20 protein-coding genes and 1 tRNA gene are annotated in these 24359 nt (G+C 52.6%); 7 read left to right on the forward strand and 14 right to left on the reverse strand.

Annotated elements, in window-relative coordinates:
* Nucleotides 1-417: 417 nt before the first annotated feature.
* The 7 genes from NTX59_08785 to NTX59_08815 all read left to right on the forward strand — a co-directional run bounded on the left by NTX59_08785 (nucleotide 418) and on the right by NTX59_08815 (nucleotide 8135).
* On the forward strand, nucleotides 418-1089 hold the full coding sequence (locus NTX59_08785) for a Crp/Fnr family transcriptional regulator (protein MCX5785774.1): 672 nt from the start codon (nucleotides 418-420) through the stop codon (nucleotides 1087-1089).
* Complete coding sequence (gene hisS / locus NTX59_08790) at nucleotides 1086-2348, forward strand: histidine--tRNA ligase (protein ID MCX5785775.1); 1263 nt, start codon at nucleotides 1086-1088, stop codon at nucleotides 2346-2348. Before NTX59_08785 ends, hisS begins: the two co-directional genes overlap by 4 nt.
* 29 nt (nucleotides 2349-2377) lie before the next feature.
* Nucleotides 2378-4147: an aspartate--tRNA ligase gene (gene aspS / locus NTX59_08795; GenBank protein ID MCX5785776.1), complete on the forward strand. Its 1770-nt coding sequence runs from the start codon at nucleotides 2378-2380 to the stop codon at nucleotides 4145-4147.
* A 102-nt stretch (nucleotides 4148-4249) separates the two neighbouring features.
* Entirely contained in the window at nucleotides 4250-5125 is an 876-nt protein-coding gene (lipA, locus tag NTX59_08800; GenBank protein MCX5785777.1) for a lipoyl synthase, read from the forward strand.
* Between the two features lie 126 nt (nucleotides 5126-5251).
* Nucleotides 5252-5959, forward strand: coding sequence for a YciC family protein (locus NTX59_08805; GenBank protein ID MCX5785778.1), 708 nt, complete (start codon nucleotides 5252-5254; stop codon nucleotides 5957-5959).
* The gene (locus tag NTX59_08810; protein ID MCX5785779.1) at nucleotides 5940-7163 is read left to right on the forward strand and encodes a TIGR04013 family B12-binding domain/radical SAM domain-containing protein; all 1224 of its coding nucleotides are present in this window, start codon (nucleotides 5940-5942) and stop codon (nucleotides 7161-7163) included. The genes NTX59_08805 and NTX59_08810 overlap by 20 nt, the downstream gene beginning before the upstream one ends.
* A 108-nt stretch (nucleotides 7164-7271) precedes the next feature.
* On the forward strand, nucleotides 7272-8135 hold the full coding sequence (locus NTX59_08815; GenBank protein MCX5785780.1) for a hypothetical protein: 864 nt from the start codon (nucleotides 7272-7274) through the stop codon (nucleotides 8133-8135).
* A 231-nt stretch (nucleotides 8136-8366) separates the two neighbouring features.
* Here NTX59_08815 and NTX59_08820 read toward each other — a convergent pair whose 3' ends face one another.
* From NTX59_08820 to NTX59_08885, 14 genes are all read right to left on the reverse strand, one after another.
* Nucleotides 8367-8921 carry an HDIG domain-containing protein gene (locus NTX59_08820; GenBank protein MCX5785781.1) on the reverse strand — a complete coding sequence of 185 codons (555 nt, stop codon included), beginning with the start codon at nucleotides 8919-8921 and terminating at the stop codon, nucleotides 8367-8369.
* Nucleotides 8922-9012: 91 nt separating this feature from the next.
* Nucleotides 9013-10416, reverse strand: coding sequence for an asparagine--tRNA ligase (gene asnS / locus NTX59_08825; protein MCX5785782.1), 1404 nt, complete (start codon nucleotides 10414-10416; stop codon nucleotides 9013-9015).
* Between the two features lie 42 nt (nucleotides 10417-10458).
* Nucleotides 10459-10995 (reverse strand): hypothetical protein, encoded by a 537-nt coding sequence (locus NTX59_08830; protein ID MCX5785783.1) that lies wholly within the window; start codon nucleotides 10993-10995, stop codon nucleotides 10459-10461.
* A gap of 141 nt (nucleotides 10996-11136) precedes the next feature.
* Nucleotides 11137-11212 (reverse strand) — tRNA-Ala (locus tag NTX59_08835).
* 88 nt (nucleotides 11213-11300) lie between these two features.
* Nucleotides 11301-12248 (reverse strand): endolytic transglycosylase MltG, encoded by a 948-nt coding sequence (mltG, locus tag NTX59_08840; protein MCX5785784.1) that lies wholly within the window; start codon nucleotides 12246-12248, stop codon nucleotides 11301-11303.
* Nucleotides 12235-12807, reverse strand: a complete 573-nt coding sequence (gene thpR / locus NTX59_08845; GenBank protein ID MCX5785785.1) for an RNA 2',3'-cyclic phosphodiesterase — start codon at nucleotides 12805-12807, stop codon at nucleotides 12235-12237. Before thpR ends, mltG begins: the two co-directional genes overlap by 14 nt.
* Before the next feature lie 5 nt (nucleotides 12808-12812).
* Nucleotides 12813-13715: a FecR family protein gene (locus tag NTX59_08850; protein MCX5785786.1), complete on the reverse strand. Its 903-nt coding sequence runs from the start codon at nucleotides 13713-13715 to the stop codon at nucleotides 12813-12815.
* Nucleotides 13716-13796: 81 nt separating this feature from the next.
* Nucleotides 13797-14969: a tyrosine--tRNA ligase gene (tyrS, locus tag NTX59_08855; protein MCX5785787.1), complete on the reverse strand. Its 1173-nt coding sequence runs from the start codon at nucleotides 14967-14969 to the stop codon at nucleotides 13797-13799.
* Between the two features lie 70 nt (nucleotides 14970-15039).
* A complete protein-coding gene (gene priA, locus NTX59_08860) occupies nucleotides 15040-17118 on the reverse strand; it encodes a primosomal protein N' (GenBank protein ID MCX5785788.1) in 2079 nt (692 codons plus the stop codon).
* An 86-nt stretch (nucleotides 17119-17204) separates the two neighbouring features.
* Nucleotides 17205-18062: a uracil-DNA glycosylase gene (locus NTX59_08865; GenBank protein ID MCX5785789.1), complete on the reverse strand. Its 858-nt coding sequence runs from the start codon at nucleotides 18060-18062 to the stop codon at nucleotides 17205-17207.
* A gap of 133 nt (nucleotides 18063-18195) precedes the next feature.
* The gene (locus tag NTX59_08870) at nucleotides 18196-18513 is read right to left on the reverse strand and encodes a hypothetical protein (protein ID MCX5785790.1); all 318 of its coding nucleotides are present in this window, start codon (nucleotides 18511-18513) and stop codon (nucleotides 18196-18198) included.
* Between the two features lie 73 nt (nucleotides 18514-18586).
* Nucleotides 18587-19222, reverse strand: a complete 636-nt coding sequence (gene gmk, locus NTX59_08875) for a guanylate kinase (GenBank protein MCX5785791.1) — start codon at nucleotides 19220-19222, stop codon at nucleotides 18587-18589.
* Nucleotides 19223-19305: 83 nt separating this feature from the next.
* Nucleotides 19306-22089, reverse strand: coding sequence for a pyruvate, phosphate dikinase (ppdK, locus tag NTX59_08880; protein ID MCX5785792.1), 2784 nt, complete (start codon nucleotides 22087-22089; stop codon nucleotides 19306-19308).
* A gap of 109 nt (nucleotides 22090-22198) precedes the next feature.
* A complete protein-coding gene (locus tag NTX59_08885) occupies nucleotides 22199-24313 on the reverse strand; it encodes a S9 family peptidase (GenBank protein MCX5785793.1) in 2115 nt (704 codons plus the stop codon).
* Nucleotides 24314-24359: the final 46 nt, after the last annotated feature.

A 24359-nucleotide genomic window follows, 5' to 3' on the forward strand; every position in this document is an offset into this window, starting at 1 on the left:
ACCGGCTCACGATAAAGGTCTCATGTTTCCTACAGATTTAACATCTGCCATTCACGCAATCCCTTAGCGGGGATCCAATAACTTCTTATTTCCCAATGGATGCCCGTCTGCAGATTGCGGGGATGAAAGCAATTATGCCCCGCCGGTTTACCGCTGTTTGTTTGGAAAACAGTGCCGGTAATTCCCTTATATTTCCTGCAGATTTGCTTACTTAGAACACGGGAATCTGACGGTTTAGAGGCCGCTTTATTATTTGTATAATTTATATACATAGCGGCTTTTCAGAAAAATCAGGAAGCGAAAAAGACGCAAACGATGTCTGCCCCGCGGGCTGCCCAAGAGGGGAAAGCGATAAACCGGGGAAATGCTCCGAATGCGGGTATGGAACTGAAGCTTGTTAAAGAGAGAAAATAAACCATGCTTACAAAAATACTGACACAAGTGCCTTTTTTAAAGGGATTACACAAAAAAGAAATAAACCATATCCTTTCTATAGCCCGCGAACGCAAATGCAAAAGCGGGGAGATAATATTTTTAAAACAGGATATCGGCAATAACTTTTTTATAGTCAAGTCGGGCAGGGTAAAAATTTTCACCTCGATCGGGACTGAAAAGAAAAAGACTTTCGCCTTTCTCAAAAAAGGGGATTTTTTCGGCGAAATGTCCCTTTTGGGCGGCAAGATCCGTTCCGCCTCGGCCCAGGCGGTGGAACCCACCGAACTGCTGGTCATTTCAAGGCGCAATTTCCAAGATCTCATCCTTAAGAACGCCGACTTCACGCTGAAACTGCTGCATACACTGACGATCCGCCTGCACCGCGCGAATCAGGACGTGGAGTCGATGCTTTTCCATAATATCCTGGGGCGTCTTGCCGAGGCGGTGCTGGAACTTTCCAAAGACAAACACACAAACCCCGTGAAAATAACCATTGACCAGAATGAGCTGGCCCAGTATATGGGTACCACCCGTGTGCCGGTCTGCCGCGCCATAAGCACTCTCAAGCGCGGCAAGGTAATAGATTATAAACGCGGCCAGTTGATAGTACTTAACCCCGCGCGTCTGAAATCCATAGCCGGCAAAAGCATATGATCCGTTCTCTTCGGGGTTTTCGCGACATTCTGCCGCCCGACTCTGACCGGTTCACGGCCATAGAAGCGGCCGCGCGCGAAGTTTTCCATCTTTACGGCTACCGCGAGATACGCGTTCCAACGCTTGAGGCGCGCGAGCTTTTTGTTAAATCCACCGGCGACACCACCGATATAGTGCAGAAAGAAATGTACGCTTTTACCGATCAGGGCGGCCGGGAGATAGCGGCGCGCCCCGAAGGCACACCCGGAGTTGTGCGGGCCTACATTGAAAATAACCTGGCGCAAAGCGGCGGGAACGGTAAATTTTTTTACATCGGCAGCATGTTCCGCGCCGAAAGGCCTCAGGCCGGCCGCTACCGCGAATTTGAACAGATAGGCGCCGAGTGCATAGGCGCCCACAGCGCTTTTGCCGACGCGGAATCCATTTCCCTGCTCACGAAAATACTCATAAAAACCGGAGTATCCGGCTGCCTGGCTGAGCTGAATTCGCTTGGCTGCGCGGGGTGCAGGGCCGCTTACAGGGCCGAACTTTTGGCTTATCTTAGGGCAAATTCAGCCGCCCTCTGCGAGGCCTGTCAGGCCCGCCTTGAAAAGAACCCGTTGAGAGCGCTTGACTGCAAACTTGACGGCCCGCGGCTCGCCATTGAGGCTCCCGTCGTAAAACTCTGCCCCGCCTGTCAGGGGCATTTTTCGCAGGTGCAGGAATTGCTCTCCGCTTCGGACGTGCCTTTCAAAGTAAACAAAAGCCTGGTGCGCGGACTTGACTACTATACCCGGACTGTTTTTGAAGTAAAAGCCGGCGCTTTAGGCAGCCAGGACGCCGTGGCGGGCGGCGGCCGTTACGACGAGCTGGTAAAATCCATGGGCGGCCCGGATGCGCCCGCCGTGGGCTGGGCTTTTGGCGTTGACAGAGTGGCGCTGCTGCTTAAGGATTCAGTCCCCGCGCAGAAAACCGCAAATGTTTTTGTCGTCTGCGCCTGCCCGGAAGCCGCCGCCAAATCATTCTCTTTGCTGGGTCAACTGCGCTCAGCCGATATCAGCGCCGATTTTTCCGATTTCACCCTTAGCATTAAATCGCAGCTGCGCTCAGCCGACAAATCGGGAGCTTCTCTGGCTCTCATCCTGGGAGAAGAAGAAGTTAAAAATTCGGTTTACGCGCTTAAATTTCTGAAAGACAAAAAAGACCAGCAGACCGTGCCCGCCGCGGAAATAGTGCCGGTAATCAGAGCGGCGCTATCAGCGGGACAGCTGGGCAGCTAGCCATTGAGTTTCCAACAGGAAGCATTTATATGACGCCCACAAAAACATCCATGCGTACCCACACCTGCGGAAGCCTTACCGCCAAAGATATAGGCCAGACAGTCACTCTTTGCGGCTGGATGGATGTGAAACGCAATCATGGCGGGGTTATTTTTATCAATCTGCGCGACCTTTACGGCGTAACCCAGATAGTGGCCCGCCCGGAAAGTCCGGTTTTTAAACCGGCGGAAGAGCTTAAAAGCGAATACGTGCTGCAAATAACCGGCAAGGTTGTCCCAAGGCCCCCTGAAAGTCTGAACACAAAAATGGCCACCGGAGAAATTGAAGTGGAGGCCTCAAACCTGGAGATTTTAAACATCTCCCAGCCGCTCCCTTTTGACCTTGGCGAACACGCCGGAGTGCTTGAGGAAACACGCCTGAAATACCGTTACCTTGACCTCCGGCGCCAGAAGATGGCGCGCAACCTGGTGATCCGCAGCCGCGTGGCCAATGTGGCGCGCGCCTACCTGAGTTCGCTTGACTTCAACGAAATTGAAACGCCGCTGCTTACCCGTTCCACACCAGAGGGCGCCCGAGATTTTGTGGTCCCGTCGCGCACAAATCCCGGCAAATTCTACGCCCTGCCGCAGTCGCCGCAGGTTTTTAAACAGGTCCTGATGGCCTCGGGCCTTGACCGCTATTTCCAGCTGGCCCGCAATTTCCGCGACGAGGAACTGCGTTCCGACCGCCAGCCCGAACATACCCAGATAGACCTTGAAATGTCCTTTGTCACCGAAGCCGACATCGCGGTTGTGGTGGAGGGCATGATGAGCCGTATTTTCTCCTCAATAGGCGACATCATAGAAGCCCCTTTTCCGGAGATCGAATATTCCGACGCCATGGCGCGCTACGGCTCGGATAAACCGGACCTGCGCTACGGCCTTGAGATACGGGACTGCTCGCATATTTTCAAGGCTTGCGGATTCAAGGTGATAAAAGGCGCGCTTGAGTCCGGCGGAGCCGTGCGCGCAATAAAGGGCCCCGGCGGAGCCGGATTTTATTCCAGGGGGGAAATAGACAAACTTACCGAACTGGCAAAGAAGTCCGGCGCGAAAGGCTTGCTCTGGTTTAAATTCAAGGACGGCAAACTGGAATCGCCCGTACTGAAGTTTTTAAGCGCGGCGGAAACCGCGGCTGTAGCCGGGTTTTTCGCGCTCAGCGAGGGGGACATTTTATTCGCGGCGGCGGACACGCCCGCGGCCCTCGCCCCGCAGCTTGGCCTTGTGCGCAATGAGCTGATCGCTAAGTTAAAGCCTGAACCCCTGAAAAAATGGGCCTTTCTCTGGGTCAGGCACTTCCCGCTTCTGGAAAAAGATCCGCAAACCGGACGCTGGACTTTTACGCACAATCCTTTCACCGCCCCGCTTCCGGAAGAGACGGCTAAACTTGATACCGACCCCGGCAACGTACGCTCCTGTCAGTACGACCTGGTTTTGAACGGCGTGGAACTGGGCTCGGGCTCGGCCAGAAACCATACCCGCGCCATACAGGAAAAGATTTTCGGCCTGATGGGCTACTCGACGGCGGAAATTGCCGAAAAATTCGGCATGCTGGTAAATGCGCTTGACTTCGGCGCTCCTCCTCACGCGGGCATCGGCATAGGTTTTGACCGGCTGACGGGAATAATCTGCGGCACGGATTCCATACGCGATGTAATAGCTTTTCCAAAAACCACCAGCGGCGCATGCCCGCTCTCCGAGTCGCCTTCGCCGCTTGACGAAGCGCAGCTCAAGGAATTACATTTAAAAATAACGGAATAAGCGTTACCGTGTTGTTGGTTGCCGGTAGCTAGTTGTCAGCAGCAAAAGAGACTTCTTTTGTTGTCTCCAACCCGCTACGGACAACCGGCAGCCAGCAATTTTATGTTATATCCCGACTGGATCATCACCGAGGTAAAAAAGAATAAAAGCGGCCTGCGCGGCGGCGCGTCATTAAAAACGGCCGTGGAACTGGCCGAATATCGCCTGCATACAGTCTGCGATTCCGCCCTGTGCCCGAATAAAGGCAAATGTTTTTCCGAAGGCGAGGCTACTTTTCTTATTTTGGGCGATAGCTGCACCCGCGCCTGCTCTTTTTGCGCGGTCACAAAAAACACTCCGGCGCCGCCGGACCCCGGCGAGCCGCTGCGCGCGGCGGAGCTGTCAAAAAAATGGGCGCTGAAATATGCGGTTTTCACCTCGCCCACCCGCGATGATCTGCCGGACGGCGGGGCCGCTCATTTCGCCAAAACGGTCACAGAACTTAAACGGCTTAACCCCGGTCTGAAAACCGAACCGCTTATTCCGGATTTTAACGGTATTCTCTCATCGCTTGAAACCGTGCTTTGCGCCGGGCCCTCGGTGCTTGGCCACAACATTGAAACCGCCGCCGGTTTATACGCTAAAGTGCGCTCCGGGGCGGATTATGGGCGCTCCCTGAACCTTCTGGCTCATTCAAAAAAATTCCGCCCGGATATCCTCACAAAGTCCGGCATAATGCTGGGCCTTGGGGAAACTGACGCGCAAATAGAAACAACGCTTGAGGATCTGCTGGTCCATAGCTGCGACCTGCTGACCATCGGCCAGTACCTGGCTCCTTCGAGAAATCATTTTCCCGTAAAAAAATACTACACCCCGGAAGATTTTTCCCGCTGGGGCGAAAAAGCCCTGAAAATGGGTTTCAAGGCGGTCCTTTCAGGCCCGCTGGTCAGAAGCTCATACCGGGCAGCCCGGCTTTACCGCAAGGCAGGAGGGAAATGAGAAGGTTGTTTAGACTATAGGCAGTTAGGCTGTAGGTAAGAAGCAGAGACACAACAGCCTTCAGTCTTCAGCCTTCAGTCTTCAGTCTTCAGTCTTCAGCCTTCAGTCTTCAGCCTAGACACCAAAATGCCTCAATCCAAAACTGACTCAAGCCTTGCCTGGCTGCAAAGCGGCTGGGACGCGTATATGGATATGCTCCCGCCCCTGTTGCCTTTTTTGCTGGCGCTGGAAGCGTGCAAACTTCCCAGCCTCTGGCTGATACACCGCTTTCACACCTATATCTGGATGGTGCTTTATTCCCTGTTAATACTCACGCCGGTCAGCCTGGGGTTAACTCTGATTTACATAAAATTACACAGGCGTCAAAAAGCCGGGCCAAGAGATTTTCTGCGCGGCTTTTTTGTTTATCCCAGAGCACTTGCCGTTTCTCTCGCACTGGGCCTGCTTACCCTGGGGGGACTCCTCGCCTTTATCATCCCGGGGGTGATACTCTACCTCACTTATTGTTTCAGCGAATACGCCCTGGCCGATAAAAACACCGGGATCAAGGAGTCGTTCGCCTTAAGCGCCGCTTTGACCGTAAAAAGCCGCCGCGAGCTTGCGCCCATAATACTGCTTACTGTTTTAATAGAAATACTGACCCCTGAAATAGCGGGCATCTCCGGAGGCTTTAAAAGCCCCGCCCTCGCGTTTGACTTCAAGCCCTGGACGATTATCGGCCACGCGCTGAAGATTTTCGTATTTCTGCCGTGGCTCAGCATGTCTATGGCCGCCGCTTACAACGGTCTGCTGCGCGCCGCGTCCAGGCTGCAAGATGAAAAAGCTAAAGTCTGAAGCCCGCGGCATTGACCTTGTTTTTTACTGCCCTAAAGAAAACCATTACAGTTTCAACGCGCTTGCGGGCGCGCTTGAGAAGAACCCCGCCGGGGCCCCGCGCCTGCTATTTGCCGAAAATAAAGCCGAATTTTTAAAGACGGCGGGCGCTCTGCCCCGAAAAGGAAGGGCTGCGGTTCTGGCCTTCTCATTTTTTACCTCGCAAAAAAACGATATTCGCGTTCTGCTTGAAAAACTCCCTTCCCCAAAAAGCCGGAATTTTACGCTTATCGCGGGCGGAGCCCACCCGAGCGGGGCGCCCGGGGAAACGCTTGCGATGGGGTTTGATTATGTTTTCCAGGGCGAGGGGGAAATTTCCCTGCCGGAATTTCTGAAGTCTCTCTCCGAGGGAACGCCGCCAAAAGAAAAAATCATAAAAGGAAAGCCGCTTTCATGCCTTGATACGTACCCGCCTGTCTCGCTTAAATGGGGGAGATTCGGACCTCTTGAAATAACCAGGGGCTGTCCGTTTGCCTGCGCTTATTGCCAGACCTCTTTTTTATTCGGCGTCAAACCCCGCCACCGCGGCCTTGAGAACACGCTTCATTACGTGCGCCTGATGAACGGGAGGGGATTAAGATATGTCAGGTTTATAACCCCCGACGCTTTCGCCTACGGCTCTGCGGATGGCCGGAAAATAAATCTTGAGGCCGTAAAAGGCCTGCTTGAAGGGACGAGGGCTATAATAAAAGACAGGGGCGCCCTGTTTTTCGGCTCTTTCCCTTCCGAGGTGCGGCCCGAACACGTCACAAAAGAAACCCTTGCGCTGACCCGACGCTTTGCCGACAATAAACGCCTGGTAATAGGCGCGCAAAGCGCGAGTCCCCGCGTGCTTAAAGCCATACATCGCGGCCACAGCGCGGACGATATTTACAATGCCGTTGAGCTTTGCGCTAAATATGGTTTCGGGGCTGATGTGGACTTTATATTCGGCCTGCCGGGTGAAACAGAAAAGGACATTGAAGAAACCTTTTCTTTTATTTTACAAATACTTCCCTCAGGCGCGCGCATTCACGCGCATACTTTCATGCCGCTTCCCGGCACCCCCTTTGAGAATAAAAAACCCGCGCCCTTAACAAAAAAAACCGAAAAGTTTATAAGGGACCTCTCCGCCAGAGGACAAGCCTTCGGCCAATGGGAGAAGCAGCGTGCGGTGAACACGTAATCCTTATGGGCCTTTGTACCTACAGGCGCAGTAGGTCCTTTTGCCCTTACTTTTCAATGAAGAAATCAGGTAAAATATAAGTGGATTTAAAATCGCAGGAGGATATTAATGAAAAAAATAGCGCTGCTGTCAGCTGTAATGTTTTGTGTTTCCGCGGCAAAAGCGTCCGAACTACGGGACCTTTCCGTAAACGAGATAAAAACCTCAAAAATAGAACTTCCGCAGCCAAGCGCGGCGAAAAACGACGCCGTTAAATGCGGCTTTGTCACAGGCGAGCTGACCAAGCTTAATTTACTCGCCCAGACCTCAAAGAGCCTGCTTTTCACCTACGCCGATACAGAGGCGCTTTTTAAAGAATTCACCGACATGTGGAAACCCATACTTGAAAAATTCGGCCTCAAGCCTACGACCGCCGAATATAAGGATCAGTTCGGCGTGCTGAATTATGGATCCTCCGAAGGCCTGGTAGTGCGCGATTTCATGGCGGAGAAGCTGCACTATGACGCCCTGGACCCCGTCGCTATGAAAAAGCTCCAGCACGAGCTGATCGAGCCGCTTGAACGCGCCGGCATGACGCCTATAGCCTCCTTCAACATAAAGAACGAAATTTTCAGGCCGACCTTCAATATCTATTACCTGACTAAACCTGAAGAGAACATGGACCACGAAGTGCAGCTCCGCCAGCTGATGAACGGAGACGATATAGACTTTGACGTACTTCAGAACGCCGGCGTTAACATTGTCAAGAAGGACGCCTCCTTCTCGCTGGTCTATATCGGGAAACTTATCGGCTTCAAATCCAAGCTTGCCGTAAACGAGGCCGCAGCCGCCGCTAAGGTTGAGGACTACAAAAAGTTCCTGACCGAGAATAAAAAGGAATTCATAGGTTCGAAGATCGTTAAACTTGACGAACCTTTCGTTGTTGACACTACCACGTTCACATGCGCGGCCAACATGTATTTTTACCAGTAGGAAAATAGCGGATAGCCTATAGGGGATAGCGAATAGGGCAGGAATTTCCTTATAGGCAAATAAAAACCCCGTCCGGATTACGCGGACGGGGTTTTTATTTAATGGAAATACAAGAAAATCCCTTCTCTAATCCCTAGTCTCTATTCTTTATTCTACGCCATACATAAGGGACTCCTTCCCTATTCGCTATTTGCTATTCTCTATTCGCTGCTGTATGGCTGCTCGCTGCCGTTACAACCCCAATTCCGTCGCCACGCCGCGCATGGCCTCAACCGAGAGAGCGGCAAATTCCTCCAGCGGTATACCTATCTGCTCGCATTCCATAATGACGCTTCTGTCAATGGAAGCGGCAAAACGCTTATCTTTCATTCTTTTCACAACCGAAGAGGTCTTAACGCTTGAAAGTTTTTTATCGGGGTAAACCAGCGCGGTGGCGGTAACAAGGCCGGTAATTGTTTCACCGGCAGCCAAAGCTTTATGGAAAATTTCAGCCCTGGATTTACCGTGAGCGGTCTCATTATGCATTTTAACGGCTTCAATGATCTCCGGAGCGAGTCCGTTTTCTGTTAATATTTTTTCAGCTTCCAGCGTATGCCGTTTCAAATCGCCTCCGGTAAGTTCCACGTCTATGTCGTGCAGAAGGCCCGCCATAGCCCATATTTCCGCGTCCGCGCCAAGTCTCAGGGCCAGCGCCCGCATTACGGCCTCCGACGCAAGGCAGTGTTTCACCAGGTTTTCATTCTTAACATGCTTCTTAAGCAGTTCCAAAGCTTTTTCTCTTTCCATAGTATTCTCCATGCCGCTGAACGGCTTAGCAGCTTTTGGCGGAGTTCATTTTTCTTCCCTATTCGCTTTTCGCTAATCCCTATTCGCTGCCTTAGAACTCTGCCCAGCCGGGGACGCGGGGGTAGGCGGTAACATCCCTGATATTGGAAATCCCGGTAACAAGCATCATCATTCGTTCAAACCCGAGGCCAAAGCCTGAATGGGGCACCGAACCGAAGCGCCTCAGGTCAAGATACCACTGGTAGCTTTCGGTATCTATCTTAAAATCGGCCATTTTTTTCTCAAGCACATCCAGTCGGTTTTCGCGCTCGCTGCCGCCTATAAGTTCGCCTATGCGCGGCACCAGTAAGTCCATGCCACGCACCGTGCGCCCGTCGTCATTCAGCTTCATGTAAAAGGCTGCCGCGTCCTTTGGTTTGTTGTATAGAATTACCGGCTTCTTGAAATACTTTTCCGTCAAAAATCTTTCATGTTCCGAGGCCAGGTCGACGCCCCATGACACCTTGGTTTCAAATTTTGAATTATTCGGCTCCAGTATTTTCACCGCGTCGCTGTATGTCAGGCGCTCATAAGCGTTATCTGAGACATTTTTAAGCGTTTCCATAAGTGCCGGATCGACGAATTTAGCAAAAAGCTCAATGTCTTCGGCGCAATGCTCCAGTGTATGGCGGGTAATGCTTTTCACGAAATCTTCGGCCAGCGACATATCGTCTTCAAGCTCGTAGAACGCCATCTCCGGCTCTATCATCCAGAACTCGGCACAGTGGCGGTAAGTGTTTGAGTTCTCGGCTCTGAAAGTGGGGCCAAAAGTGTAAATTTTACCGAGGGCGAGGGCTAATGTTTCTCCCTCAAGCTGTCCTGAAACGGTGAGATAAGTTTTTTTTCCAAAAAAGTCCTTTGAAAAATCCAGCCCGCCTTTCTCGGTTTTAGGCAGGGCCGCAACATTTGAAAGGTCAAGGCTTGAAACCGAGAACATCTGGCCCGCGCCTTCGCAGTCGGAACCTGTGATAATGGGAGTATGAACGTAAAAAAAACCGTTATTCCTGAAATAATTGTGGATGGCAAAGGAGAGTTCCGCGCGCACGCGCAGCATGGAAGCGTACTTGTTGGTGCGGGGGCGCAGGTGGGCCACGGTGCGCATAAATTCGTCGGAGGTTTTTTTCTTCTGTATCGGGTATTTTTCGGGATCGCATTCGCCGTATAGCTCGACTTTTTTTACGCGCAGTTCCCACTTTTGCCTGGCGCCTTCAGGCGCGGCCACCAGGTCGCCCGTAACCGCGACGGCAGCGCCCGTAAGCAGGCGCGGCAGCACCAAAGAGAAGTCGCCGTTTTCAGCCGAAAAGATAAGTTGTAGATTTTCCCTGGCGGAACCGTCGTTTAATTCAGCGAAAGAGCAGGATTTGGAATCGCGCCTGGTCCGTATCCAGCCTTTAACCGTGATATCTTTAAGTTCCGAACCGCCGGCGAGGAGGGTTTTTACCGTGGGGGATGGCATGCTGGAATTCCTTCATTGCTAATTCGCGTTATTCGCGGGCCGCTATCTGGTCCTGGAGATTTTCTTTTTTTCTCCCGGAACTTTGGTTATCTCCGTCAGTTCCACTTCGCAGGTTTTATCCTCGCCCGTGTACTCTTCCAGAATGTAGCCAACGCCGGGGGCGTAATAGCGCACTGACTTGCCCGCATCTCCGCCGGCAAGCATGTTGACAATTTTCATGCATTTTTGGAATTTACCGGCTTTGATGGAAACTTTGTCGGAAAGGGAAACTATCTCATTTGAGTCCGGATTCTCATCCCATCTAAATCCCTCTTTTGGAGGCAGGGGGAATTCCCTTCTGCCGCCTACGATTACGCCGTCCGCCGTTGTAAGCCACTTGGCGTCCTTGGTTATGGTGTATTCGGTGGTATGAGAATCCCTCAGCTCAAAGATCATCCGGGCCTGGGCCACGGTTTTACCCGGCTTTTTGGCGACTTTAAGTATGTCAATGAAGATCTTAGCCACACCCTCAAACTCCGTGCTCTTGAATTTGTATTCGTAGCGGGTATTTTCTTTAAGCGGGAAATAATCTGCGGACATTTAACCTCCGGAAAGTAAGCTCAGGCATTAGCGAGTTCTGGAGTTATAGAGCTAAGAAGCTCAGAACTCGGCGACTTATCAAGCCTTACCAATCCTAAACTTCCAACTCTTAACTCTCAACTATTGACGTATCTTAAAATCTGGTGGACGTGACAGGGATCGAACCTGCGACCTCCTCGTTGCGAACGAGGCGCTCTCCCAACTGAGCTACACGCCCAAAACTGCAGCGAACAGTGCATAGCAAATAGCGAATAGTGGCATAAAAGATTTAGGTAACTCCTTCCCTATTCGCTACTCGCTATTTCCTATCTGCTGTTCCTTGCTTCATGTTCCACGCGCCGTTTGGCCTTCTTATGCTCCTCGAAATTGGCGTTAAAAATATGTTTCCCTCTTCGATCGGCCACAAAATAAAGGGCGTCGATCTCCGCCGGAGCGATAACCGCGGCCACGGATTCATAGCCCGGGTTGCATATCGGCCCCGGAGGCAACCCGCCCACAGCATAGGTATTGTACGGCGACTTAACACGCAAATCCGTGAGCGTAATGCCTTTTTTCCAATATCCTAAAGCGTATTGTACGGTAGGGTCGGCTTCAAGCGCCATTTTTTTGCGATAGCGGTTTAAATAAACCGCCGCGATCAACGGACGCTCCGCCGCGTCTACCGCTTCCCGCTCCACTATAGAAGCGATAACAAGGACCTTCTTTTCATCCAGCCCCTGCGGGAACCCTTTAGAGAACAAAGGCGCTATCTGTCTGTCAAATTCAGATTTTAGCAAATTAATCACTTCCCGCGCGGGCGTATTTTTTTTGAGGTAATAAGTTGAAGGGAAAAGCATTCCCTCAAGTTTTTCTTTTCTGACCAGCGCCAGGAACGGCTCCACCCTTGTAACGCCGTTCGCCTCAAGGCGCTCGGCTATCTGCTCGGCGCGCCAGCCCTCCGGGATGTTTACCTTGATTTGGCTGACATAGTTGTTATGAATAAGACGCCACAAGGCCTCTTCCGCGGACATTCCGCGCCTGAGGGAATAGTCGCCCGGCATTATTTTTTTCCCGGTGCCGGTTAACTTTACAAGCGCCCTGAACCAGGTGGCGCTTATTATAACGCCTTCGCGTTTCAGGATCTGGGCCGCCTGGGCCGCGCCGGCTCCCTCATTAATGGTAACTTTCAGCTCCTGGCCGGGCCAAAATAAATAAAGAGAAAGCGCTATTATTGCCGCAGCAAGAACTAACGCGATTGATTTAAGTTTTTTCATAAGCCCTAAGTTGCCTGCTGTACACCCGCCTGTATAACGGACCGTCCGGGGTGAGTACGCTTTCCATCACTTCCATCGAAGCCAGAGCCGATACCGCTTTTTTTGTTACGGCGTAGTCCGCCGCGCGCCTGAAAAAATTTCCAGGCAGAGTCTTCTTAACCCGGCCAAGGGTGATATGCGGCTCAAAACGGTTTTCAAACGCCAAACCGCGCCCGGAAAGCGCCTGCGACAGTTTTTCAGCTATTTCACGCAAAGCCGGGGCACCCTCATTAAATCCGAGCCACAGCACACGCGGATTACGCGGCGAGGGGAAAGCTCCGAGAGCGCCTGAGACCAGTGCAAAAGACTTGCGGCCTTCAATGGCGGCGTCCACACTTTTTATCGCCGCTGCGGCGCCGCTATCGGACACTTCCCCCAGAAAGGCATAGGTCAGGTGAAAATTAGCGCGTTCCACCCATTTTACAGTGTCACCGCCCGCATTCGCGCGCGCATAGGCCGTAATCTCCTCCAGGGTTTCAATAAACTGCGGCTCAAAGGAGGAGGCGATAAAAAGCCGCATCCGGGCTACTCCGGTTCCGTTTTCGGGCCCGGACGCTTGGCCTTGGTCTTGGCCTTGCGGCTGGCGCCTGCTTTCACGGCGTGTTTTTTAGCGCCGTTTTTAACCTTTATCTGTCGGCGTATGATATGGCGTTTCAGCGCCTGGTCGCGCAGAGCCGAGCGGTTAGCCTGCGAAGCGGGCAGCCAGGTTTTTTTAAGCGTTTTCATGCGCTGACGCATAAGGATCACACCGGCGCGGTAGCGGGTCATTTTTGCAAGCGGCATGGGCCTGAAATGTTTCTGCGAGGCTTTAAAAGTAAGTTCCGTATTTTTTTCCAGCAGATATTCCTGCCCCGGCTCTTCCTTTTCGTCAAGGGCGTTTACGGCTACTTTTCCCTCGTCATAAACCGCCACGCTGGTTTCCTTGCCAAGCTGAGAATATTCCACGGCAAATTCCGTGCCCCGCACGGAGCAGACGGCGGATGGCGTTTTCACCTGCATTTTAAATTTCTCGTTCAGAAAATGCTGTATTTTTGCCGCTATCGAGCCTGCTTTAAGCGTAAAGCTGGATTCCGTCTTTTCAACAGAGACAAACTCCAGTTCGGTGTTTCTACCCAGCGTCATGGAGCCCTTGTCATCAAGATAAATTTCAGCGGTGCCGTCGGAGCTGGTTTTCACCGAGTCTCCCTTTTCAAGGGGCATGGCTCCCTCTATTTTTGACCACTCATCTGCGCCTTCGGGCTTTACAGAAACTTCGCCGGAAACGCGTTTCAGGCGCGCGTCCCAGCTTTCCGAATTTCCCTGGCCGTACTTGCCGGACTTCATAGCGTCTTCCATAATCTGTTTGTAGTCCGGAGAGTCAGAGCCCGGCTGCTGCGCCCGGGCCGCCGTCCAACACGCCAGAATCGCCAGAACTAATATTTTTTTCATAAATCCCTTATGAGCCGCGCACTCAGTGGGCCGCTGGCTTAACCGTTCAATGAATTGTGAGCTTCGCTCACCCGGCAGCCCCTATTTCACCAATTTTCTGAACTGTCGCTTCCCTACCTGAAGCACGCAATCTTTCGGCTCAAAAATCATGTCTTCCGACACTTTTCCGCCGTCAAGGCGCACAGCCCCCTGCGCTATAAGGCGCCGGGCCTCGTTGGTCCCGCCGCACACGCCGCAGGCCGCCATAAGCTGCGAAAGTTTACCCGGCTTTTCAACCTTAAAGATCTCCATTTCCGCCGGTAATTCATTTTTTGAAAAAACTTTCTCAAACTGCTCCCTGGCTAGCGCGGCCTCTTCGCGGCCGTGATACTTTTCAATTAAAAACCCCGCCAGGCGTTTTTTTGCCTCCATGGGATGAAGCTTTTTTATTTCCGCCGGGTCCAAGCCGGTAAGCAGACCGTAATAGTCAAACATCAGACCGTCCGAGACCGACATAAGTTTACCGAACATTTCACCGGGAGGATCGTTCAAGGCCACATAGTTACCGTACGATTTTGACATTTTTTTAACGCCGTCCGTGCCTAAAAGAAGCGGCATCGTCATTACAACCTGCGGTTCCTGGGAGTAAAGCTTTTGCAGATCGCGGCCTACCAGCAGATTGAATATCTGGTCCTGCCCGCCAAGTTCTATGTCGGCTTTCACGGCCACGGAGTCGTATCCCTGGAACACCGGATAAAGTATTTCAAGCAGGCTTACGGGGCTTCCGGCTTTCATGCGGGTTTTAAAATCATCCCGCTCAAGCAGGCGGGAAACGGTTATGTTCTTCGCCACCCCTATCAGGCCGGATACACCCGCCGAGGCGTCGGCTACAAAGGGCTTAAGCCATTCGCCGTTAAAGCTTATCTCGGTTTTAGCTTTATCAAGCACCTTGAAAGCCTGCTGTGTGTAAGTTTCCGCGTTTTGTTGCACCGTTTTCTGGTCTATTACCGGGCGGGTGGAATCGCGGCCGGAAGGATCGCCGACCTGGGCGGTAAAATCGCCTATAATGAGCACGGCGGTGTGGCCGAGATCCTGAAATTGCCGCAGCTTGCCAAGAACAACGCTGTGGCCAAGGTGCAAATCGCGGCTGGTGGGGTCGACTCCGAGTTTGATCCTGAGTTTTTTGCCGGAGGAAAGTTTTTTGGCAAGTTCCTCCCGGCTTACTATATCGCTGCACCCCCGCGTTATTTCCTTTAAAATTTCTTCGTTGGTCATACTATCAACTATTTTATTATTTTTTTACGGCCTGTTCCCACTTATTTACATCCGGTTACAGGCTTTCGGCTTATCTGAGCCCGTAAGGATCCGCGATCACCGTCATTTTCACTTTTTTAGGGGGTGCAAGCGAGCGCAGCTTTTCAAGACAGAGGGCCGAGATCTTTTCATCCGCGGCCTTTACCAGGTAGTACTGGGAGAAGAATTTACGTTTTTTGGGATCTGCGGCTCCCACAGGGCCGAGAATTTCACTGCCCGACTCTTCGCGGCCCGCTTCGCCCAAAAAGTCGAGCGCTTTCAAAAAAACCGCGGCGAAATCCTCCAGGGCTTTCAAATCAAAAGAAGCGAAAGTTACTTTTACCAGAAAAGAAAAAGGCGGGTAATAAAAGTCTTTTCTGATCGCAAGCTCGCTGTTTAAAAATTTCTTATAGTCCATCTCCTTCAAAAGCGAAAGCACGTAATGCCCCGGCTCTCTCGTCTGAATCGCCAGTTCCGCTCCCGGCGCCTTGAGAGAGTGATACGCCTCGTAAAAAAGCTGGAAGGCTTTTTCCGAGGCCCGGAAGTCGGTGCTTGAAATTTCAGTGTCGGCGTCAAGCATAGCCACGAGTCCCAGGGTTTCAAGCCCGCGGTCCCGGGCCGCTATGCGGGTGCCGACCAAAATTTCCGTGCCGCCTTTAAGAAAGCCCTCAAGCGTTTCCCTGGCATTCTTGATCGATTTGCGCACCACATCCCCGTCAAACCGGGCCGTGCGCGCGAACGGAAAAAGCTTTTTAACAGCTTCCTCGGCTTTTTGCGTGCCAAGGCCCGAGCGCCGGAACAGTGTTCCGGCGCACCTTGGGCAGACTTCGCTGTAAGGATCCTTTCTGCCGCAGCGCCGGCAAAGGAACTCTTCCACGCCCGCAGTCTCCTCTTTCACTACGCTCATGGGCACGCGGCAGCGCGCGCAGCGCCTGGTCCAGCCGCATTTAACGCAGAATATAAACCCTGTATAGCCTTTGCGGCCGGTAAGCAGCAATACTTTCCGGCCGCGCTCAAGAGTGAGTTTTATTTTATCCGCCAGCGGTTCGGCTATAAGGCCGGCGTAATTGTTCATATCAAGCACTGTGACACTGGCCTGTTCCGCCTTAGGCGGACTGTCCGCGACTGTGACGCCGGGCGCTTCCGCTTGAAACGGACTGCTCATAACCCCTGCCGCCTGCGCAATAAGCTCAAACTCGCCCGAAACCGCGCGGCCGTATGTTTCCAGCGATGGGCACGGGCTTGCGAGTACCACGCAGGTTCCGTGAAAGCGGGCCCGCCTAAGCAGGAGTTCCCTCGCGTGGAAATGAAGCTTCGCTTTTTCTTCTTCCTGCTTGTAAATATTCTCCTGCTCCGAATCCACGATGGCAAGCGCCAGTTTCTGAAATGGCAGAAAAGCCGCTGAACGCGTGCCCGCTATTAAGCGCAGACGGCCGCTTAAAATTCCCGTCCAGGTATCTTTTCGCTGCTTGGGTGTCAGGCGGCTGTGCCAGAGCGCGAGGTTTTGCTCTCCGAAAATCTCAGAAAGGGTTTTGGCATAAGGCGCTATTGCGTTCAGGTCGGGCGCCATTAAAAGGGCCTGTCCGCCCGCGGCCATGGCCTTGGCGCACAAAGCTATAAATATTTCCTCCCGCACGATTTCCGGGGGGGTTTCAAGTAAAAACACTTTCGGGAAAGGGGGGGGATCTCCGCCTATGGCATTACTGATACGCGTCACGGCCTCGGCGGCAAAACCCGACAGCGCAGGGATATTAACCGCGGCCTGTTTTTCCGCCGCACGGGAGGCGTCCTCAAAAGTATAAGGGTCCGCAAGCCGTCCGCCAAAAAAAGCCTCGAGGGAAAGCCCAACGGGAGAATTCCAGCGGTCGCGTATCCAGAACGCCAGTTCCACTATATCGTCTTTAAAAACCGGGCTCACATCCAGCAGTTTTATGACGCTTTTAACTTCCTTAAAACCGGAAAGATCCGCCTCCGAATCTTTAAGCAGCTTTACTATAACTCCGGCGGCCTGCCTGAAGCCGAAAGGGACAAGCGCCCGGAGTCCCGGCGCGGCGGAGACTTCCAGCGCGGACGGCACGCGATAGTAAAAGGTGCGGTGGAGAGGTATAGGGAAAGCTATTTCGGCGATCATATAATAGGGACAGCGAATAGCAAATAGCAAGAAACAGCAGATGAAGACGGCAATATTAAGGAACTCCTTCCCTATTCGCTACTTCGCTATTCGCTATTTGCTATCTTACTATTCGCTAAAAATATTTTTAACATCTTCATGTCTTCCCAGGTGTCGCGCTTCAGGTTGGGGTTGCGAAGCAGCGCCGCGGGGTGATAGGTCGGCAGCACTTTAAGCGCCTGGGAGCCGAAAAGCCCGTTTGGATAATCATACCACTTGCCGCGCAATAGCGAGATGCCCCGGGTTTCACCCAGGATCAATTTCGCCGCCACTGAGCCAAGCGTCACAACGCACTTGGGCTTTATGAGCGCCAATTGTTTTTCAAGATAGGGACGACAGGCGGAAATTTCTTCCGGAGAGGGGGGGCGATCGTTTCCCATGGAGTCCGGATGCTCGGGATCCTTCATGGGATGGCATTTTACTATGTTCGCTATGTAAACCTGGCCACGCGACAGGCCAAGCACTGTTTCAAGTATTTTATCCAAAAGCTTCCCTGAGCGGCCCACAAAAGGCTCGCCGCGGTGATCTTCTTCGTAGCCCGGCCCCTCACCCACAAAAACCACTTCAGCCTCGAGCGAACCAACCCCGAAAACCGCATTAAGCCGTGCGTGCCCAAGAGGGCATTTGCGGCAGGCTTTCACTTCGGCCGAAAGCTCTTCCATTGCGGCTTTAGCCTGTTCCGTAACGGCAGGCAGAGACCGGAGGGCAGCAGGCGGAAGGATATCTGATTTCTGACTTCTGGCTTCTGACTTCTCGCTCAAGCCTCCATCCGCTGTTTTCCCGGCCTCGGCCTTCGGCACGAGCGCGCATTTTCCGGAAATATGCGGCGTCATGACCGTATCTTCATCCAAAGTTTTTAAATGTCCGGCCAGATCGGCCGCCAGCGCGCGCAGTTCTTTTTTCATAAGACGCTACCACTCAGCCAGATAGAATTCAGGAGTCGGAATTTAGAATATTCCGACTCCTGAATTATGACAATCCTCACTAGGTGCCGTACCAAGGCCTATGGCTATCAAACGGCCTCCCGGCTGCAGTTGCTTATTTTTTGCCTTTGGCGGTTTCTTTTTTGGGCTTTTGAGCCGGTTCCTCGCGTTTGACGGACAGGTTGTCATCGATCTCCTGGTCTTTGCGGCAAGCTTCTTCGATTTCCTCGCGGGGGACTTTTCCACTGATCGCGTCAAGCATCGCCTTTTCTATAAGCTCGGCCATGGGCACATGGCGGAATTCCTCCTGCCGGCGCAAATGGCCGGCCCACTGCATTGCCCACACGATATCGGTGTACTTGGACGGACCGTAGTTACATATGAGTTTCTCAAGGATGTCAGCGTCGCTTTCAAGTTTAACCTGCGTCTTCATGAAACCTCCTGGGATAGGCTATTAAATACCAGAACGATCGAATTCTGAACAGACAAAGAGCGAACGGCTGCTCTTAAATCTTGAATTGCCTTGTGTTCCGTCCGTCACGGGCAGCCGAAGCCGAAAGTTGCCGGCCGAAAGCCGACACCTTTTCAAGATTGCGCCTGACCTTCAATATCTCAAGGCCGGCTATCGCCGCCACTTCTCTTACCGCCTCGTTTAACTTGTCGTTTATTACCAGGTAATCGTAACAGGACGCCACTTTTATCTCTTTACGCGCGGTGGCCAGCCGAAGCGCGATATTTTCCGGAGCCTCGCCTCTTTTTTTCAGGCGCTGGACCAGGGTTTTAAGGTCCGGCGGCAAAAGAAATACGCTGACCGTTTCCGGAAATATCTTTTTAACCGACCGGGCCCCTTTGACATCAATGGTCATTACGGGAATCAGGCCTTTCGCAAGCAGGTCCCGCACGGACTTTACCGGCGTGCCATAAAGGTTGCCGTGAACGCTGGCCCACTCAAGGAGACGTCCGCTGATCCTTCGGCGCTCAAATTCGCGCGCGGAAACAAAGTAATAGTCGCGCCCTTCCTTCTCACCCGGGCGCTTTGGCCTGGTAGTACAGGTGACGCTAAAGGCAAAACGCTTGTCCAGTTTCAGCAGGCCGCTGCGCACGGCGGACTTCCCGCCCCCCGAGGGGGCGGAGATCACCATAGGGAAATATCTGCTTTTCGTCTGCTTCACTATAATTGGCTGCAAGTGAGACTAAGCTGACTTGCGGCACGCTGTGCCGCCGCTTACTTGCTCTTTCTCGGCCTGCTTATCTGGGCCTGCGCCGCAGAGAGAATGGCTATTGGTACCCTGAAAGGGGAACAGGAAACATAGTTGAGGCCTGAGTTATGGCAGAAATCCACGCTGGCCGGATCGCCGCCCTGCTCGCCGCAGATGCCTATTTTAAGTTCCTTGCGTGTTTTCCGGCCGCGCTCCACGGTCATTTTTATAAGCTCGCCGACCCCGGTCTGGTCTATGGTCTGGAACGGATCCACAGGAATAATTTTCTGATCCACATATTCCTTAAGGAAGTAGCCCGAGTCGTCGCGGGAATAGCCGAAGGTCATTTGGGTAAGATCGTTGGTGCCGAAAGAGAAGAACTGCATGGTCTCGGCCAATTTCCCGGCTATCAGGCAGGCGCGCGGTATTTCTATCATGGTGCCCACCATATAAACAAGCTTCACGCCTTTCTGCTTTGAAACTTCGGAGTAAACCCTGTGGATAATGGCGGCCTGGTGCGTCACCTCTTTTTCCAGCGATACCACGGGTATCATTATGTCCGGGTAAACCTTCACCCCTTCCTTGTGCAGCTCAGCCGCGGCCTCAAAAATAGCACGGGCCTGCATTTCGGTTATCTCGGGATAGGTTATACCCAGCCGCACGCCGCGATGGCCCATCATTGGATTTGATTCGCGCAAAGCTGTGGCGCGGGTTTCAAGTTCCTCGTAGGAGATCCCCAGCGACTTGCCCAGTTGCTCCAGTTTTTCCTTCTGATGCGGCACGAACTCGTGCAGGGGGGGGTCCATCAGGCGGATGGTGACATGCAGCCCTTCCATCACTTTCAGGGTTTTCTTGATGTCGTTCTTCATGTGAGGAAAAAGATCGTTAAGAGCGAGCTTCCTTTCCTCAAGAGTTTTGGACATTATCATTTTGCGCAGATTGAAGAGCGCCTCGTCCGAACCCTTGCCGTAGAACATATGCTCTATACGGAACAAGCCTATGCCCTCGGCGCCGAACTTGCGGGCCGTGGCGGCATCATCCGGAGTGTCGGCATTGGTCCATACCTTAAGCGCGCGCACTGCGTTGCAAAGCTTAAGAAAGTCGCTAAGCATTTCATTGGACTCACTGGCATCCAGCATGTCCATCTTCCCTTTATACACCAGGCCCTTTGAACCGTTAAGGGAAAGCCATTCGCCTTCCTTAAGCACTTCGCCGCCCAGATTGAGGGTTTTGGCCGAAAGATCTATTTCCACGCCGGCGCAGCCTACCACGCAGCATTTGCCCCAGCCGCGGGCCACCAGGGCCGCGTGAGAGGTCATACCGCCGCGGGCGGTAAGAATGGCCTGCGCGGCGCGCATCCCCTCAACATCCTCGGGGTTGGTTTCTTCACGGACCAGAATTACATCTTTGCCTTCTTTGGCCCATTTTACCGCTTCAGCCGCGGTGAAAACTATCATGCCTCTGGCGCCGCCGGGGCCCGCAGGCAGGCCCTTGCCCAAAGGTTTGGTTTTTAATTCCGCTTTCGGGTCTATTATGGGGTGCAGGAGCTCGTCAAGCTGGGAAGGGGTAACGCGCATTACAACTTCTTCCCTTGTGGCGAGCTTTTCCTTGTTCATATCTATGGCCATGCGCACAGCCGCCGGACCGTTGCGCTTTCCCACGCGGCATTGCAGCATGTAAAGGCGGTCTTTTTCAATGGTGAATTCGATGTCCAGCATGTCGCGGTAATGCTTTTCAAGCTTACGGCGTATGGCGGCCAGTTCTTTGTAGGTTTCCGGCATCAGCTGCTCAAGGCTTTTCATGGTCCTGGACTGCTCGCTGCGGCTATCCTCGTTAATAGGGTTCGGGGTGCGGATGCCGGCCACTACATCTTCGCCCTGGGCGTTTACCAGGAACTCGCCGTAAAAGACATTTTCACCGGTGCCGGGATTGCGGGTAAAACCCACTCCGGTGGCGCAATCATCGCCCATGTTCCCGAAAACCATGGTCTGCACGGTTACGGCTGTGCCCCACTCTTCGGGTATGCCTTCAATGCGGCGGTAAGAAATGGCCCGCTTGCCCATCCACGAAGCGAACACCGCTCCGATGGAACCCCAAAGCTGTTCCATTGGTTCGTCGGGAAATTCTTTGCCCAGAACTTCTTTCACCCTTACCTTGAACTGAGCGGCAAGCGCCTTAAGGTCGTCGGCGGAAAGTTCGGTGTCCTGCTTGACGCCGCGCTTTTCCTTCATTTCTCCCATAAGGCGGTCAAGCTGTTTGCGTATGCCCATATCGTCGGAGGGCTCGATACCGGCGGCCTTCTCCATTACGACATCGGAATACATCATTATGAGACGGCGGTAGGCGTCGTAGACGAAACGCGGGTTATTGGTAAGTTTTATCAGGCCGGGAATAGTGGCCTCGGTAAGGCCCACGTTCAAAATGGTTTCCATCATGCCGGGCATGGACTTACGCGCGCCTGAGCGCACGGACACCAGAAGGGGGTTTTCGTTGTCGCCGAATTTTTTTCCCATCAGTTCTTCAATACGGCGCAGATTTTTCTCCACATCCTGGGTGAGGCCTTTCGGGTAGGAGCGCTTGTTGCCCCAGTAATAGGTGCAAAGCTCCGTGGTAAGAGTGAAACCGGGGGGAACGGGCAGGCGCAGGTCGGGATGGCCGGCCATTTCGGCGAGGTTCGCGCCCTTGCCTCCCAGCAGGTTTTTCATTGATTCTTTGCCGTCGGCCTTGCCGCCGCCGAAGAAATAAATAACTTTTTTGGAAATTTTAACGGTCTTTGAAGCCGCTTTGGATTTAACAGCCGTCTTGGGCATAATACAGAGTCCTCCTGATGGATGTGGCCTGGCAATCCGGGGAAAGGCTTGGACGCCTGTCTATCATGATACTAAATACCTGCGAGTGGTGACAATAAAAAAGAAGTTGCTATTCCTTTATTCCTTCCAGATCCAGGAAGAAAGCGTATTCAAGCGCTGCAAGCCTGAGCGATTCAAAGCGGCCCGATTTGCCGCCGTGGCCCACATCCAGGTCGGTACGCAGCAGCACCAGGTTTTTATCCGTTTTCATTGCGCGCAGTTTGGCCGCCCACTTGGCCGGTTCCCAATACTGCACCTGTGAATCGTTAAGGCCCGTAGTTATCAGGATATTCGGATATGCTTTTGCCCCCACATTATCGTAGGGGGAGTAGGAAAGCATATAGTCGTAGAATTCTTTTTTGTTGGGGTTGCCCCATTCGTCATACTCGCCGGTGGTCAGCGGGATGTCCGGGTCAAGCATGGTTGTGACCACATCCACGAACGGCACCTCGGCAAGCACCCCTTTGTAAAGTTCCGGCGCCATATTTAAAACCGCGCCCATCAAAAGGCCGCCGGCGGAACCGCCTTCCGCGTAAACATGTCCGGCAGCCGCGTATTTTTGTTCTATAAGGTATTTAGTGGCGTCTATAAAATCATAGAACGTGTTCTTCTTTTTCATCTGGCGCCCGTCCTCATACCAGCGCCGGCCCATCTCCGAGCCGCCGCGTATGTGCGGTATCGCGTAAACGAACCCCCGGTCCAAAAGGCTGAGCCGGACCGAGCTGAAATCCGGGTCGGTGTTGTAACCGTAGGAACCGTAAGAATAAATATAGGCGGGATGCGTGCCGTCGTTTTTAAAGCCTTTTTTATAGACAAGGGACATGGGCACTTTTTCACCGTCCCGCGCCGTAACCCAAACCCTTTCCGAAATATAATCCTCCGGTTTAAAACCGCCAAGCACAACCTGCCGCTTCATCAGTTTTCTTTCTTTGGAAGCCATGTGATAGTCATAAACGGATAAAGGCGTGGTAAGGGAATTATATGTAAAGCGCAGCCAATCGGCGTCATACTCGAAATTATCACCGAAATCCGTCACATAGGCGGGGTCGTCGAATTTTACCAGGTGGGCGTCAGAGGTGGCGCGGTTTATCACGCGCAGCCGGGGCAGGGCGTCTTCCCGCTCTTTTATCACCAGCCAGTTTCTAAAAACTTCCAGCGACTCGACCAGCACGGAATCACGGTGGGCCAGCAGGTCGCTCCAGTTCTCGCGGGAGGTTTTATCGTTGGGACAGACCGAAACCTTGAAATTTTTGGCGTCGCCGTTATTTAAAATATAAAAAATCCCGCCTCCGTCCTCCACATCGTACTCAAGCTTTTCCTGCCGGGGATAAAAAACCTTCAGCCCGTCCTCAGGCGCGTCCGCGCTGAGATAGCGGTATTCCGTGGACAGGGTGGCGCCTGTGCGCATGAAGATATATTTGTCGGTCCGGGATTTTGAAATACCTATTTCAAAGGTCTCGTCTTTTTCAAAATAAATCTCCGCGTCTTCCTTTCCGCCCAGGGTATGTTTAAGCATACGCTCCCAGCGCAATGTTTCCGGGTTCTGCTTCACGTAAAAAAGCGTTTTATTGTCATTGGCCCATTCCATATTGCCGGAAGCGCTTGAAATATATTCATCGTAAACCCTGCCGGTTTCCAGATCTTTGAAGTATATATTATAGAACCGGCGCCCGCCCGTATCCACGGCGAAGGCTATCATTTTGTGGTCGGGCCGGATGGAGGGGAAATTTACCTTGAAATAAGCCTTTCCCTTGCCCAGCTCGTTGGCGTTTAGGATTATTTCTTCCGCCGCCTCAGGGGAACCCTTCCTGCGTGCGTAAATAGGGTATTCAAAGCCCTGCTCATAGCGTTTATAATAATAATATTCCCCATATTTGAACGGAACGGAGGAATCGTCCTCCTTTATGCGCGCCTTGATCTCGCTGAAAAGCTTTTCTTTGAGCGGTTCCGTATGTTTTAAAACCGCTTCGGTATAGGAATTTTCGGCTTTCAGATATTGGAGTACTTCGGGGTTGCTCCTTTCCTTAAGCCAGTAATAATCATCCACCCTTATGCCGCCGAGGTTTTCAAGTTTGTGGGGGTTCTTTTTTGCCACCGGCGGCTGCTGCGCAAGGGCTTGCGAAGCCATGCACGCCGCTATCCCTATAACAGAAAGAAAGCTTAAATAGTTTGAATGCTCTATCATATAATCTCCTTTCATAAACCCAGACTTATGTTACATAAAAACCGGG

It is taken from the genome of Elusimicrobiota bacterium (assembly GCA_026388155.1).
Lineage (GTDB): Bacteria > Elusimicrobiota > Elusimicrobia > Elusimicrobiales > UBA9959 > UBA9634.